The organism is Thermogutta hypogea (assembly GCF_055386265.1).
On the sequence record NZ_AP042425.1, the window covers coordinates 613,717 to 628,759 of the forward strand.

Here is a 15,043-nt window from a genome sequence, read left to right on the forward strand (position 1 = left end):
AAGCGTGGGCATGCTCGTTGGGATTGGTGAGCGTCTCCAGGCCTCCCTGTCGGCGTCGGCGTGCGGCGCGGGGTCAGCCGACCTCGAGGAATTGCCGCAAAATCTCGGTGCCGCAGTCCGTGAGGAAGCTCTCCGGGTGGAACTGTAGCCCAAAGATCGGCCATCTGCGATGCCGAATGGCCATGATTTCGCGATCGCCGTTCGGGAGATTCGACCAGGCGGAAACGATGAACTCGTCGCTGAGCGTTTCCGGGGCGATGATCAGGCTGTGATACCGAGTCGCCGTGAAGGGGTTCTCCAATCCCACGAACGGGACTTGTCCGTCGTGATGGATTTGATCCGTCTTCCCATGCATCAGTCGCGGGGCGCGGACGATCTTGGCTCCGAAAGCTTGCCCGATGGATTGATGTCCCAGACACACGCCCAGGATCGGAATGCGGCCGCTGAATCGTCGAATGCACTCCACGGAGATCCCGGCTTCGCTGGGAGTGCACGGCCCGGGCGAAACGATCAAACGCTCCGGACGCACGGCCTCGACTTCGTCCACGCTCACGGCGTCGTTCCGGTACACGGTCATGGGCAGAGAGGCGTCGATCTCGCCCAACCGTTGGACCAGGTTATACGTGAAGGAGTCGTAATTGTCGATGATTACAATCATTGCGCGAGGCTTTGGCTTGCAGGGGGCTTCGGCATTTCGGCTTGCCGGTTTTTCCGTTCCGCGAAGGCGATTCTCAAGCTTTGATGATACGCGAGGACGCCGAGCCCTACGAGAGGCCCGCGAATGCCGCGGCCAAGCCCGCGGATTCCCACACCTCCGGCAACGGGGCCGTTACCTGAATCGGTTCGAACGTCATTGGCTGCAAATACGAGAGGGAGCGGGCGTGCAGCGCGATCGGCCGGAGTCGCGGGTCCGCAATGTCGTCATCGAGGCCCCTCGTGCTGCCGTAGGTAAAGTCGCCCAGGACGGGGTGACCGCGCGAGCCGAGCTGCAAGCGAATCTGGTGCATGCGGCCCGTCTCCAGTTCGATCTCCAAGGCATCCCAACATGCCGTCCGGTCGATGACGCGGTAGTGCAGGATTGCCGGTCGCGCATCGGGATGATCGGGCGAAACGATTTCGGCACGCGGTTCGTCGGGCACCTTCCGCACAAAGTCTCGCAGCACGCCGTGGCTGGGTTGGATGCGGCCCTTCACGCATGCCCAGTATATTTTGCGAACCATTCGCCCTTGGAATTGTTCGGTGATGCGTCGGGTGGCGCGAGCATGGCGCGTGAACAGGATGGCTCCCGTCACAGGGCGGTCCAAGCGGTGAGGAACGCCCAGGTAAACCGTCCCGCCGCCACCCTTTTTCGCGGAAAGGTAGGCTCGAACCTCCTTGTCCAGTGCCGGAATGTGGGGCGGACCTTGGGTGAGGATTCCGGCGGGCTTGTTGACCGCCAGGCAAGCGTCACACTCGTGCAAAATCTCGATCGTCAACGACGGCATCACATGGCTTGCCGAAAGCTTGGCGCTCGTCCAGGGACGATTCACTCGGTCAGGGAATCCCGGGCCGGAGCCAGACGAGGATCGTCCAGGTCCAGCCGATAGAGCATCTGGTTGTAATCATACCGCGGCGTGGCGGGCGCGTGATCGGCGAACTGCCGCGTGTAGGTCGCCTCGAAGAATAACGACGGCGCACCTTCCGGCGTCCATTCCGGATGGATTGCCGGATTGTAAAACGTGTAATTGTCGTGAGTTACAATCTTGACGGCCCTGCTCCACGGTCCTGTCGGGCGGTTCGCTTCGGCGTACCACAATTCGCCGAAGACGGAAGGATTGCCGAACCGCTCCATGAAGATCGCGACCCAACGGTTGCGCCAAGGGTGCCACGCGACGGCGCCGCTGTGGGGCACGACTTTGTTTTGGTGATCCGCGTCCCAGAGAAACGCAGGCGGCTCCAGCGTTTCCCATTGACTCGGGTCCTGCCACGCTTCGAATGCGGCCGGGCAGCGTAGGGTGGGAAATGGATCACCGAACAATACCCAGTCGTGACCGGCGTCGTCCGTCCAAAAAACGGCGTGGCCTTTCGGCAGGGGCGGGGGCGGCCGCGAATCGTCCGCGGACTGCTCCCAAAGAATCCGTACCGGCTCGAATTGCCCCCGGTCGTCGTCCCATACGGCAAGTCCCCAGAGGTAGGCGTCCAGCGGGGGGCGTATCTTGGCGTAGGTGCATCCCATGCGCTCCCGGCCGTCGCGGTCGCGGAGGCTTACGAGGGCGGTAATCCAGGTCGGCCCTTCGCCCGGCATGGGAGCCACACCCCGCGGTCGCCCGGCGGCGTCGCGAAAAACCTCGTACTGTACGGAAATCGGCGGTTTGTCCACGTTCCGGGGCCTCAATTCCGTGGTTGCTCCGGTGGTGTGGAAGATGCCCAAGGGGTAATGAGGTAGGGTGGTATCGCCCCAGAACCAATAGAGCTTGCCTCGGTAAACCGCGTTCTGTACGCTGTCGCAGCCGAGGATGCCGGTTTCCGGATCGTCGGCAGCCGGCCCCAAACGCCGACTTTCCGCCAGGCGTCCGGCGCCGGTCAATCTACCAAGACGTCGGGCGGCCAGGGTGCGATGTACGACGACGCGCAGCGTTTCGTTGGGGCGGGGCGTCAGCCTCACGCCGCGATAGCCGAAACCGTCGGCCGGTACCTCGTAGCCGTGACCGATCACGTCGAACCAGACCTCGCGGTTCATCAGTTCGGGCAGGTCGAAGGCAATGATTCCCGCGTTATCCGTCACCAAGCGGACCTGATGCACGGTTCGCAATTCCACCAGAGGGACCGGCCAACCCTCTTCGTCCGTGACTTCGATTCGGCACAGTTCCTCGCCCGGGGCGGCGCCGCACGCGGCGAGGAGAAAGAAACCGGAAAAGAGGCGGGCCAATGCCGGAGGTATTGGGGGCGATCGCATGGTTGAGGTAACACCTTTTGGGTCCAGGCGGTCCAACGATTTATCTTGGGCGGGGCGACGACTGCCGGCGGTCGGCTTCACGCGTTGCAAGCTGCTGCGGGGAAGCCTCCTAAACCCGTCGCTGATTTGGCTACGAACCCCGAGCCGTTGCCCGGCTTCGACGGGGTCGCTATTTCGACGGACTGTGCCGCAATCGCGCCCAGCCGGGTGCTTCGTCAATGGCGGTTTCGATGCGGCTGAGCATTTGGGTAAACTCGCGGCCCATTAATCCGCCGTAGCGGGCCTGCAAATTCGCGGCCGTAATTCCCTCGGGAAACAGAGCGAGACGCGGCACGAAATCCGTGACCGCGAAATCGCGTTCCACGTCCTCGAGGGTAACGAGGCTCCGTTTCAAGGCGTCAGCCAGTCGGACGCCCGCGTAATCGGCGGCCAAATCGGCGAAGCTGAAGCCGGATTGCCCTTGGCTATCTCGCCATTCCTTCATCAATCCCAGGCTTTTCGCCGGCCCGGTCCCCGTCAATTCGACCAAGGCCATGGACACGGCGAAATGCTGCGCCCAATCTTCGCGGCCTTGAATCGTAAGGCGTCCCAACAAGGCAATACGTCGGGCACGGTCCGTCGGAGATTCCACGCTGCGCCAAACGACCCCCACCACGGGCTGATCGAGCAGCAGATCGGTGGAATCCGTCAGCACGCCGACGGAGATCAGGAATCCGGCGACGGCGTTCGGTCGGGAGTGTTCCGGAAGTCGCCGGGCGCCGACAGCCGCGCGACGTACCAACCACTCGAAGCGAGCATCGGAATCGTTTCCGCCGGGAATTACGGACGATGGCGGGCCTGGGCCGCCTCGCTCGTTCGAAGCGGCTGCCAAGTCGGCCATGACGCCGCGAACGATGGCGCGGGCGGCTTCCACTGCCGGAGGGGATGCCTGCGGGGCATGCCCTTCGGCGAAGCCGTCAGGCCGAGCGGCATCCGGCGGGGGAAGGTTCCCTTGCGGCAAAGGCGAAGCTGTCAGATCGTCCTCATGCGAGATCAGGGCTAAGGCCTGCCGCGCGGTGGCGTCCGTTTGAGGAAGAGATGCCGCGAAACGATAGGCCGATTGCAAGGCGGTTATGGTTTCGCGGGAAAACTCCGCGACAACGCGCCTGCCTTGCAGCAGCTCTTCCGCCGTGCAGTTCAAAATCAAGGCGTTGATGGGATCGAAACCCACCCGGAAGCGTTTTCCCCGCACCAGTTCGGGACGCGTCTTGGGGAACATGACGGATTGGTCGGAGGGGACGTGCACGGCCCCGAGGTAGTGGCCTAGCTCGTGGATGAGAACGTCCAAATGATCCGCTTCACCCGCCTGGATGCCCGTGTCGCTGATCAAGAGATGCTCGGCCAGGATTCCATGCGAGACCCCGAGGTGACCGGTGGTCGGCTCGGCCCCGAATTGGCTCGAGTACCCGATCGCCAAAAGCGCTTCACGCGGCTTCACTTTTGCCGCGAAGTCATCCAAACCCTGGCCGAGGTCCTTAAGAGAGTTGTCACTTTGCCAAGTTCCCGTCTCTCGAATCTGGAATTCGATTCCGCAGGTCTCGCGAAAGACTTCGTTGGCCGCCTCCAGACGCCGTTGCAGTCGGGTTACCCAGAGCTGTCGCGAGGCCGTCTGCTCCTCATCGACGTAAATAGCCACAGGAATGGTATGGAGGACCGAGCCGCGCGATGACCAATCGAGGACGCCCCATGCCCAGAAGCCCGGGAAAGCGGTGGATCCCGCGCCGTCAAGAAGGGGCATGAACGCGTCGTCGGCGGGGATCGGATCGCGGCTTCGCCAGCGGGAAAGACTCGCGAACGGGTCCGCGGGAGCGACAGGATCGGAAATCCAAATCAAATCATATGCGATAAGCTCGCGGCCATTTTTTTCCGTATTCCCGGGCAAGGCCAAGCGGACTGTGGGCAGGGGGGGGTTGTCGGTGGGCTTCTGGAACCGCAAAACCATCATGCGATTGGGTGCCAACTTCACCGGCAACCCGTCGCTGTCTCCTTGAGGCCCGTCGGAGGTGAAAACAAACGTCTGGAGGTGCGGCGTTAAGTTGGCGATGACGACGCGAGAGTGAGTGGATTCCGTCTTCGCCCCTGATTCGGCGAAAACCATTCTCGGAAGCCCCGTCCAAACAACGGCGGCAAAGCAGATCGCGGCGAGTTGCAAGCCTGCGCTTACCTTGCCGCAATCCAACTTGGAGCGGGAACGCGGGACCGTCATACGCGCAACCCGAGGAGTCGATTCGCAGTAGAAACCAACGACCGGAACATCTCTCGGCGGATGCTACCGCCGCTATCACCGTACGGCGGGGCATCGCCGGTGGATGACGAATACCAGTTTAGCGAACGATCCTGTTGGCGTCTTTAGAGGATGCCGAGGGCAACGGAAAAACGGTGGGAGATGGAAACCGGCGGGAATTGCCGTCTGGAAGCCCGGAGCGGAAGAAGAGCGCGCCAAAACTCTCTGCCCGCTTTTTGGGGGAAAGCGGAACACAAAAAGCCGCTTTGTTTTCGACGCTTCGTTAAACCGGGCGGTCCGGTCGGTTCCGGACGCAGGGCGGTCAACGGGCCATCAGCAGGCGTGCGCGTCGTGCGCGCCGCTCGGCACGTAGGCGGGCGCGACGACGAATTTCACTCGGCTTTTCGTAATACTCACGACGCCGCATTTCTCGCTTGATTCCCGCCCGTTCGACTAGCTTTCGAAACCGCCGTACCGCTTCCTGAATCGACTCACTCTCGCGCAAGATCAGTTTGACCACCCGGCATTCTCCTTTATGAGAAACGAATCACAGAGACAAACATCCTTCGACCGCGGAACTTCCTTGCCTGTTGGTTGGTAGCCTGACAGGCCCCGTGAAGCACGCGGGCGACACCCAAGATCGATCAATTCCGCTTTATCGTACCCCCTCACCGGGCAACTGTCTAGCGGTTCGGCGAGAGGGAAAACGTCTTGTTGCCTGTTGCGATTCGCCCCAAGGAGCGGAAAGTGCGTTCCGATACCGCTTGCATCAGAGCATCGGTCGCGCCGGCAATCGGAACGAAATCGAGGTCAAGCCGAAAGGCAGGCTCGCCGTGGCTGTTGTTTCGAGTGCAGGTCGCGAAATGCCGCACAATTGAGGGGGTAAATGGCCTATGAAATGAGGTAAACGGTCGGCTGGCTTGAGTCCTCCCGTGAGGTGGCTGCTGAGGATAACTAGGAAGGATGCGTGATCTGGGATGGATGTATCCGCGATTCCAACGTCAACCATCGCTCTGATCTGTTGCGAACGACTCAAAAGCGTCATCCGCGTCATGGACGAAATCATCCTATCGTTCGGAAAAACCCGCAAGTTCGGAGCACTTTGTCACGATAAGAAAAGTAGCTTGATTTTCCAGCGCACGCAGCAGGCGAGGACTGACCGTCCCGAGGCGAGCTTGCAGACGCGTCGTGCCGGAGTGAGCGCGAGATGCCGACAAAGACGGGGAGCCATTCGGGGTGACCATCGAGGAGCGATATATGGCACGCAAGACCGGTCTACGTGTAGGTTTCGGCTTGGTTTCCGGGCTGCTGTTGCTCGGAGCGGCCGGCTGTGGGACGGCCGTCAGTCCGATGGATTGGGGCGTCCTGAATTATCCCATTCCGGTTTCGCCCTATTTTTCCGATCAGTTGGAAGACCGGGCTTGGGAAGAGGAACGGTATAAGAAGATGCCGATTCTTCCTCCGCTGGTGGAGGGCGTGCCGCACACGGCGTTGGATGAGCCGTCCGACGATGAGATCATGCGGGCATTGGAGAAGGCGCGGCCGTCCGAAGGCGGGCTGCCCTTTCTGCACGAGGTTCAGCGTAACAACGTTCGCATCGTGAAGGAGCTGATCACGGACTCGGTCGATCCGCCGCGGGTATATCCGTTGGTCGGACCCGCCCAATTGCACCACGTCCACTGGAAGTGCACCGTCTATTTCACCGAACAGATTTGGGTGAGCTGGCCGATTCCGCACATGATTCGCAACGAGGACGCCGTGGAAGTCGTGTACATCGACCACGATCACTTGCACATGGTGGGTAACGTGGACGGCGGGGCGGGCGATTCCTCGAATTACTGATCACCGCCGAGCATCGTCGCCCGATCGCAAATTAAAACGCCGGCTAGCGGGTCTCGATCTCGGATCGGGACCCGTTTTTGCGTCCAGCGGCGGGGCCGACCGGGGTTGCCGCATGGGAACCGGGAGCGGCGTGCGTAGAGATGGCGGGCAGCGGTCTTGGGAGGGGCGATCGGGCTGCAAAACGGCGGCACCCGGTGGAAGGAACCGATTGCATTCGAGGAGGCCGTTTTGCGGCGGGCAAAAGGCAGGTCGCGATTGAGAAGGGTTGGGCAAAGAAAATCAATGGCGTAACCTTTGTCGGCGTCGCATTTCTTTGTCTTGGCGAGCCTTAGAGATTTGATACGATAAGGGGAGAATGCCATTCGTCGCGCTCTTGCCGAGATCCGGCGAGCGACGGCGGACCGTGGAAATCTTGCTTCAGCAGGGATCGGGTGACAACGTGTTGGATCGCCTCAGCCAGTTGGTAACACGGCGCTGGTACCTGGTCTTCGTCGCGTGGGCAATTCTTTTCGCGATTTTGCGTTTGTCGGCCCCGAACTGGGACGACGTCGCGCGAGACGGCGATTTCGCCTATCTTCCCGATTCGGCGGCCAGCGTGCAGGGCGAGAAGCTGCGAACGGCGGCGTTCGGCGAGGTGAATTCCAAGAGCGAAGTCGTGTTCGTGTTGGCGCGCCGCGACGGTCCGTTGACGAAAGAGGATTTGGCGTTCGCCGATCGAGTGGTCGCAACGTATCAGCCGGCGGAGGATAGCGACTCCCCCATCGTAAACGTCGTCAGCCATCGCACGGAAGTGATCGGCAAGAAGCTGCTCAGCCCGGCGAACGAGCACGGCCAAGCCCTTTTGATCATCGCCCAGATGAAGGGCGAGATCATGGCCGTGGAAAACATGAAGCCGCTGGCGGAGATTTACGAGAAATTCCAAGCCTTGCGCAATGCGCCGGACCGACCGGCGGGGCTGGAATTGGGGGTGACCGGCTCCGGGGCCGTCGGCACGGAAATGCTGTTTGCGGCGGAAGAGAGCATCCGCAACACGGAATATGCCACGATCGCCTTGATTATCGCGATCTTGCTGCTGGTTTATCGCGCTCCGTTGCTGGCCGCGGTGCCGTTGATCGCCATCGCCGTGGCCGTTTTCACGGCTTTTGACGCCTTGGCGATTTTGGCCGGCATCAGCTACTCGACCAACGCCTTCGAGTTCGCGGTCTTCAAGACAACCAAGATCTTTGTGGTGGTCGTGCTGTTTGGTAGCGGTACCGATTACTGCTTGTTTCTGATCGCGCGATACAAAGAGGAACTCAGTAAAGGGCTGTCCACGACCGCGGCCGCCGGGAGGGCCCTCTATCAAGTCAGCAGCGCCCTTTTGGCGTCAGCCCTGACGACGATTCTCGGGTTGGGGATGATGATTTTCTCCGACTTCGGGAAATTCCGCAACGGAGGTCCGGCGATCGCCGTGGCCTTGGTGGTGGCTCTCATGGCCTGCCTGACCTTGGCTCCGGCCATCTTGGCGCTGTTAGGGCGGAAGGTGTTTTGGCCGTTCAAGATTGACTTGGGAGGCGACGAACAGAGCGACGACATCCGCTTGGGTCGCGGCAGGACCGGCGGGCGCTTTCAGGGGTTTTGGAACGGAATCGGCCTCGCGGTGACCACTCGGCCGGGCCTGATTTTCGTCGCCTCCGTGCTGGTGATGGCTCCTTTCGTTTGGTACGCCCAAAACGTCCCGTTGACCTACGACTTGTTGAGCGAATTGGGGTCGGATCGCCTCTGCGTTCAGGGAACCAATCTGTTACGCGAATATTTTCCCGCCGGCGAAACGGGGCCCGTGACCATCTTGGTCTACCACCGAAACGCCGATTTCAACGAGGGGCCGGACCGTTACGATCGCCTGCCGCGGTTGGTCAAAGCCCTGTACGACATGGAGTATACCGACGAGAAGGGAGCGACGATCCGACCGATCCAAAGCGTCCGCAGCTTGGTGGATCCCTTAGGAGAAAAAAGCGGGAGAGCGGGTATTTTCGGCGGCTTACGGCGGGGCGTCATCAGCAGTCGCGCCAAGGCCATCTACGTGTCGCAGGAAGGAGAGTATCGGGGCAAGGTCGCGCGATTGGACGTCGTCTTTCCGTATGATCCCTTTTCCGTCGAGAGCATTCACCTGCTGGATCACATGGAAGAATACCTCGCCGCGATGGCGAAAGACCCGGACTCGCCGTGGTATCAGGCGGAGTTCTACTTTACGGGCACACCGCCGGGGATTCGCGATCTTCGCGCCGTCACCTTGAGCGATCAGAAGTTGATCCAACAACTCGTGCCGATTGCAGTGCTTTTCGTCTTGATTGCCATCTTGCGACGCCCCTTAATCAGCGTCTTCCTGGTGGTCTCCGTCGTTTGGGGTTATTTCGTCACGCTGGGTATCACGCACCTCTTGTTTGCGTGGCTTTACCAAGGTTCGTACCACGGATTGGACTGGAAGCTGCCCACCTTCCTGTTCGTGATCCTAGTGGCAGTGGGGGAAGACTACAACATTTACCTCGTGACGCGGGTGTTGGAAGAGCAGAGAAAGCTGGGATTCATGGAGGGGTTGAAGTCCGCCCTGCGAAAGACCGGCGGGATTATCACAAGTTGCGGGCTGATTATGGCCGGGACCTTCATCGCCATGATCACGGGCTCCCTGCGGACCATGCACCAACTGGGATTCGCTTTGGCGCTGGGCGTCATCCTGGATACTTTCGTCATCCGCACCGTCTTGGTTCCTTCCTTCCTCGTCCTTTGGGGCCGGATGTGGGGAATCACGGATCGCGGGCCTCAGGCCGTTCCTCCGCCCGTCGGGCCCAATCGCAGCCGGCGAACCCAATCGCCGTTGACGGCGGGCAGGTGTTCCTAGCCGGGTTGCCTTCCGAATTGCGGAAGTCGAGCCTCGTCTGCGGCAACCGGGTGCAGCCGCCGCCCTTGCGCCGACCGAAGGCTAGCGGCCTCGCGCGGCGGGGTATGACGGCGAATCCAGGATTTGGTTTTCCCCCAACGGCCCGCGGCATGCCTGGGCAGGGGCGGGGATGAAGCATATCCTGAAGCTATGACCCCACCGCCGCAATTTCTTTTCGCAACGTGTCAAATCGGAGCCGAAAGCGCGTTGAAAGCCGAGATCGCCCGAGCTCATCCGGAGCTTCGGTCGGCCTTTGCCAGGCCCGGTTTCGTTACCTTCAAGTTTGTCGGCGACGCCGCGGCCGGGCCGGGGTTTCGGCTGCGGTCCACGTTTGCCAGAGCTTGGGGATTTACCGCCGGCAAGGTGGACGCCGCCGCATTCGGACGCCGGACGGCGTGCCGCCGCGTGTGGGAGTTGATCGAAACGGTACCGGTAACCAAGTTGCATGTTTGGCCGCGGGCGGGGGCCTTGCCGGGCACCGACGACTGTGATCTCCCGTGGCCGGAAGAAGTGACGGATTTGCGCAACGCTTTGATGGATGCGATGTCTCATGCGGGGAAGAATGCAAAGGCGAATGCGCTGCATGGCGAAACGGACACGGCTTCCCCTGGTGAATGGGTCGCGGATTGTGTACTGGCGGAGCCGGAGTTATGGTGGGTGGGCTACCATCGGGTGGAAACGTTCCACGAGGCCTTTCCGGGAGGAAGGCCGTTTTTGCGTTTACCTGCTCATGCCGTTTCGCGGGCCTGGCTGAAAATGGAAGAGGCCCTGCAATGGTCGCGTCTGCCTTGTCCGCCGGGAGCGGTTTGGGCCGAACTAGGTAGCGCGCCGGGGGGAGCGGCACAGGCTTTGCTGGAACGTGGTTTTCGCGTTCTGGGAGTGGATCCTGCCGAAATGCACCCCGACGTACTGGCCCATCCCAATTTCACGCATCTTCGGCAGCGGACGAATCAAGCCTCGCGAAAAGAATTCCGAAAGGTGCGCTGGCTCGCCGCCGACCTGAACGTGGCTCCCAATTACACGTTGCGTGCCGTCGAATCGCTCGTGAAGCACGCCCAGGTCAAGATCAAGGGAATGCTGTTGACGCTCAAGTTGGTCGATTGGACGCTGGCGGATCGACTTCCCGAGTACTTGGCGCGGGTTCGATCGTGGGGATACAATCCCGTGCAGGCGCGACAGTTGTGGCACAACCGGCAAGAATTGTGTATTGCGGCTGTTCGAGCCCGCGGAGTGCGAGGCGGCGCAGCATCGTCACCGGTTGCTTCGGTATAATCCGTCGAACCGGATGAATCGGAAGCACCGCCACAACAGTAGATTTGCGCCTCGTCGCTTTCCGAAGTAAACCAGGACTACCTTCCGGGTCCATTCTCGCACAGCTCGCCGCTTGGTCGCCCCTCATGGTGCGCGCCGTGCGTTGCCGTTTGGAAACCCGGCGAACCACCCGGTGTTACGGTCTACTTGCGGATACGGATGTCCCCCGCCGCTTGCACTTGAGGAGCGATTCCCCATGGGTACGTTACGTCGTGCGTCGATTGCGGCACTGCTCGGGTCAACGATCGCTTTGACGGGTTGGGCGCCCGGGACGATCACCAAATCCTTGATGGGTGGGGATTTCGGTGCGGCTCGGTGGACGGGCGATAGGGCGATCCGGCTCTATCCCAGCACCCGTACGGAATTCATTCCGGATGCCCTTCACAGCGATTACATTCCGCCACGACCGGTGCTTGACGATCGCTTGCACGGCGGGCTTGGGAGACTGGGGAGCGGCACCGATTCCTCGCATTCGCCAGTTGCGCGACATCTGACCGCGGTACGGAGTACCGCCGCAAACACGCTTGAGGCCGGCGTGCCATCCGAGGGATCAGCAGAAGACTCCGTGGGATCGGCAGGGAAAAAAGTGGATGCTCCAAACGAATCGGAGCCGGAGTTGCCGCTTCCCAGCCCCGGCGAAATGGAATCGCACTCGGAGGTGGAGAAGGCGGCGCAACCTCCCGCCGCCGTGGTTGACAAGGAAGCCGAAAAAAGCCGGCCGACCGACTCGGCACAAACGGAAAAATCCGACGATCCGGCGGAATCCGATTCGTTCGGAAATCCCTTGGCGGCCGGAATCGTGCGACTGCTTCGCCCCGAGGTGGAGCAACAGCTTGCCGGCCGCGGCGTGAACCGGCAATTCGATCAATGGAGGGCCTATGCGGCCTCTCGGCTGAACGCCACGGCCGGGCCGTACGGCGGGTCCGAAATCAACGGTCTGGCCAGGCTTTCGTGGTTCGATCAGTTGCTCCGCGATCCGTTGCGAGGGCCCGTCGAAGCCGAGGAGTTTACGCGAAAGCTGCATGCCGGGTTCCGGCTTGCCACGGCCGACGGCATCCGCCAGGGGCTGCGGGTTGCTCGACCTCGCATGGATGTTTCGGCGAACCCGTTGGACGAGGGCTGGGGCTCGCCGTCCAACGGGCAAGAAGCCCTTGAGATGGTCAAAAGGATTCTCCGTCGGGCAAGTGCGGATATGGCCCGAGCCGTCAAACCGTTGGAACAGGCCGAGTTGAGCGAGCTTTCGCGCAATTCGTATTCCATTCTTACCACCGGCACGTCCGTCGGACATACCATCAACAGTCGCGGAAGCGGCGTGCGGCTCTGCCGATTGATGGGCAAGATGGACCGCGCGGCGCTGTTCGATTTGGCCGAGACCTTGGCTCAGGCCGCGGATCCCTCTTTGCTTTCCGCTTTGTCCGATTACTCGGCGGACGGGGCTTCGCCCGGATCGTATCCGGGGGTGGAAGGATCGGTCGCGGCCGTCCTAGAAACCGAGGTCGGGGCGATCGTCGTGGGCGGAAAAGGTAACAACGTGTACCGCCTCGATGAGATGAACAAGGTCGCTGCGGTCATTGATCTGGGTGGAAACGACGTTTACGTGGAAGGCTCGGTCAACGTCTCGCGGCCGATTTTGATCGTCATCGACTTGGGAGGGAACGATCGCTACCAAGGGACGCAGCCCGGCATCCAAGGGGGAGCCGTGGTGGGCGGCAGCATCTTGGTCGATGTCGCCGGCGACGATGTTTATTCGGCTCGGGATATCGCGCAAGGCAGCGCCCTGGTCGGCGTGGGAATGTTGGTTGACCTGGCGGGAAACGATCGATACGTCGGATTCCGCCGTGTGCAGGGCCAGGCTTTGGGCGGAGTGGGCCTGTTGATCGACCGGGAGGGCAAGGACGATTATCGTGCCGCCTTATGGGGGCAGGGATTTGCAGGGCCGTGGGGATTTGCCGCCCTCGAAGACGTGGCGGGAGACGATCATTATTACATCGGCGGAAACTTTTACGACTCTTACCCGGAAACGCCCGGCTATGATGCTTGGGGGCAAGGCGTCGGTGCCGGGATCCGCGGGGTTGCCAATGGCGGAATCGGCGTCTTACTGGAAGGCGCCGGCGACGATGAATACGAATTCGACTACTTCGCCCAAGGAGGCGGCTATTGGTTGGGAATGGGCTTTGCTCGCGACTTCGCCGGAAACGATCAACGCTTGGGGGCCACCCGAAACGCCTACAATGGTTCCGCACGGACCCAGCAGAGGTTTCAGCGATTCGGCAACGGCTGGGCCTGTCACTACGCCGTGGGATTTCTGATCGACGATTGGGGCGACGACAGCTACGACGGTACCATCATGGGGACCGGGTTCGGATGGGATTTGTCGGCCGGTTTCCTCTTGGAGCTCGACGGAAACGACCAGTACTTGGCCACGGTGGGCGGCGTTCAAGGTCAAGGCGCTCAGGCGTCGCTGGGCGTTCTTTACGACTTCGCCGGCGATGACGTTTATAAGGGGACCAGCCAAGGCTACGCCTCGGGCAGCATTGCCTATCATCCCTACCCCACGTGCGGCGGCAATTTCAGCTTCGTCGTGGATTACGGAGGGACGGACCAATACGGTTCCCGCGCGCAGAACAACGCCGTCAGTCGCCGCGGCTCGTCCGGCGGCTTCATTGTCGACCGCCCGAAGAAGGAAGAGCTTGAAGCGATGCAAGCGTCGACGGAGAAGGCGTCCCGCGGCGACCATTCGGCTTCGCAGTGACCGGTCCCGACGCCCGCGAACGCGTCAACCGCTGAAGTATTCCGGCTCGTGCCCGGGCTTCCACTTGATGTTGCAGCCCAAGCTGGGCTTTTGATCCGTGGGAATGGGCTTCCCGGCAAGCACCGCATCCACCGCGGCCGTCAAGTCCTTGCCGGTGACCGGCAAACCGTTGCTCGGCCGGCTGTCGTCTAATTGCCCGCGATAGACCAGCTTGCGATCGGCATCGAAGAGAAAGAAATCCGGCGTACAGGCCGCCCGATAAGCCTTGGCCGCTTCCTGCGTCTCGTCGTAGAGATAAGGGAAGGAATACCCCCGCGCGGCGACCTCTTCCCGCATTTTCTCCGGCGAATCTTCGGGGTAAGCCGTCACGTCGTTGGAATTGATTCCCACGACGGCCACGCCCCGATCCATGTATTCCTTCGTAATACGAGCCAATTGTTCCGCGATGTGTTTGACGTAAGGACAGTGATTGCACAGGAAAATCACAAGCAGGGCCTTTGCGCCGTCGAAGTCGGCCAAGCGGACGATCTTGCCGTTGGTGTCCGGCAGGGCGAAATCCGGTGCCTTCGTGCCCAACGGAAGCATGGTGCTGGCGGTACGAACCATCGCGATCACTCCTTTCCGAAAGTTGCGCGCGGTGAATTCTACTTCAAGTCAGACCGAGGCGGTGCGGGCCTGATGGGCCCCGCCACCCGGGTGCCACGTAGCCGCGGCGTCTGCCACTCCGAGTTTGGATCAATTCTAGAAATCACGTTCGTGCGAGAGAAGTGCGCGACTCGCCAAGCAGCCGACGTGCAAAAGTTTCTCGATCGGCGATTGCGTCGAATGGCCGAGAACGAGGCGAAATTGCGGATCCTTGGGAGACGTCCGCATCGATGTTGGTGCGGCGTACCGGACGTTCGCTTGCTAGGCGGGGACGGAAACGCAGGGCTTGAAGTTCCAGGGCGGTTTTGCTGGAACAAGATGTGTCAAGAATGGACACTCCGTGAGTCGATACTATAGGCGACGAGGATTTCGCTTGAT

Annotated in this window: 10 protein-coding genes; 4 read left to right on the forward strand and 6 right to left on the reverse strand. The window is 61.2% G+C overall.

All coding sequences use genetic code 11. The features are described from left to right. Positions 1 to 73 precede the first annotated feature (73 nt). The 5 genes from ACZ5B4_RS02050 to rpsU form a co-directional block, all read right to left on the reverse strand. Positions 74 to 658: an anthranilate synthase component II gene (locus ACZ5B4_RS02050; protein WP_464912778.1), complete on the reverse strand. Its 585-nt coding sequence runs from the start codon at positions 656 to 658 to the stop codon at positions 74 to 76. A gap of 106 nt (positions 659 to 764) precedes the next feature. Beyond that, complete coding sequence (locus ACZ5B4_RS02055) at positions 765 to 1,529, reverse strand: RluA family pseudouridine synthase (RefSeq protein ID WP_464912779.1); 765 nt, start codon at positions 1,527 to 1,529, stop codon at positions 765 to 767. Beyond that, positions 1,526 to 2,935, reverse strand: a complete 1,410-nt coding sequence (locus ACZ5B4_RS02060) for a hypothetical protein (RefSeq protein WP_464912780.1) — start codon at positions 2,933 to 2,935, stop codon at positions 1,526 to 1,528. The genes ACZ5B4_RS02055 and ACZ5B4_RS02060 overlap by 4 nt, the downstream gene beginning before the upstream one ends. A 169-nt stretch (positions 2,936 to 3,104) precedes the next feature. Then, complete coding sequence (locus ACZ5B4_RS02065) at positions 3,105 to 5,180, reverse strand: hypothetical protein (protein ID WP_464912781.1); 2,076 nt, start codon at positions 5,178 to 5,180, stop codon at positions 3,105 to 3,107. 340 nt (positions 5,181 to 5,520) lie between these two features. Continuing rightward, positions 5,521 to 5,718, reverse strand: coding sequence for a 30S ribosomal protein S21 (gene rpsU / locus ACZ5B4_RS02070; RefSeq protein WP_464912782.1), 198 nt, complete (start codon positions 5,716 to 5,718; stop codon positions 5,521 to 5,523). Positions 5,719 to 6,455: 737 nt separating this feature from the next. Here rpsU and ACZ5B4_RS02075 point away from each other — a divergent pair. From ACZ5B4_RS02075 to ACZ5B4_RS02090, 4 genes are all read left to right on the forward strand, one after another. After that, the gene (locus ACZ5B4_RS02075; RefSeq protein ID WP_464912783.1) at positions 6,456 to 7,040 is read left to right on the forward strand and encodes a hypothetical protein; all 585 of its coding nucleotides are present in this window, start codon (positions 6,456 to 6,458) and stop codon (positions 7,038 to 7,040) included. A 355-nt stretch (positions 7,041 to 7,395) separates the two neighbouring features. Further along, the gene (locus ACZ5B4_RS02080) at positions 7,396 to 9,918 is read left to right on the forward strand and encodes an MMPL family transporter (protein WP_464912784.1); all 2,523 of its coding nucleotides are present in this window, start codon (positions 7,396 to 7,398) and stop codon (positions 9,916 to 9,918) included. A gap of 246 nt (positions 9,919 to 10,164) precedes the next feature. Beyond that, positions 10,165 to 11,229: an SAM-dependent methyltransferase gene (locus ACZ5B4_RS02085; protein WP_464912785.1), complete on the forward strand. Its 1,065-nt coding sequence runs from the start codon at positions 10,165 to 10,167 to the stop codon at positions 11,227 to 11,229. Between the two features lie 235 nt (positions 11,230 to 11,464). After that, positions 11,465 to 14,020, forward strand: a complete 2,556-nt coding sequence (locus ACZ5B4_RS02090; protein WP_464912786.1) for a hypothetical protein — start codon at positions 11,465 to 11,467, stop codon at positions 14,018 to 14,020. A gap of 24 nt (positions 14,021 to 14,044) precedes the next feature. On the opposite strand, the gene ACZ5B4_RS02095 is transcribed toward ACZ5B4_RS02090, so the two are convergent. After that, positions 14,045 to 14,626 (reverse strand): thioredoxin family protein, encoded by a 582-nt coding sequence (locus ACZ5B4_RS02095; protein ID WP_464912787.1) that lies wholly within the window; start codon positions 14,624 to 14,626, stop codon positions 14,045 to 14,047. Positions 14,627 to 15,043: the final 417 nt, after the last annotated feature.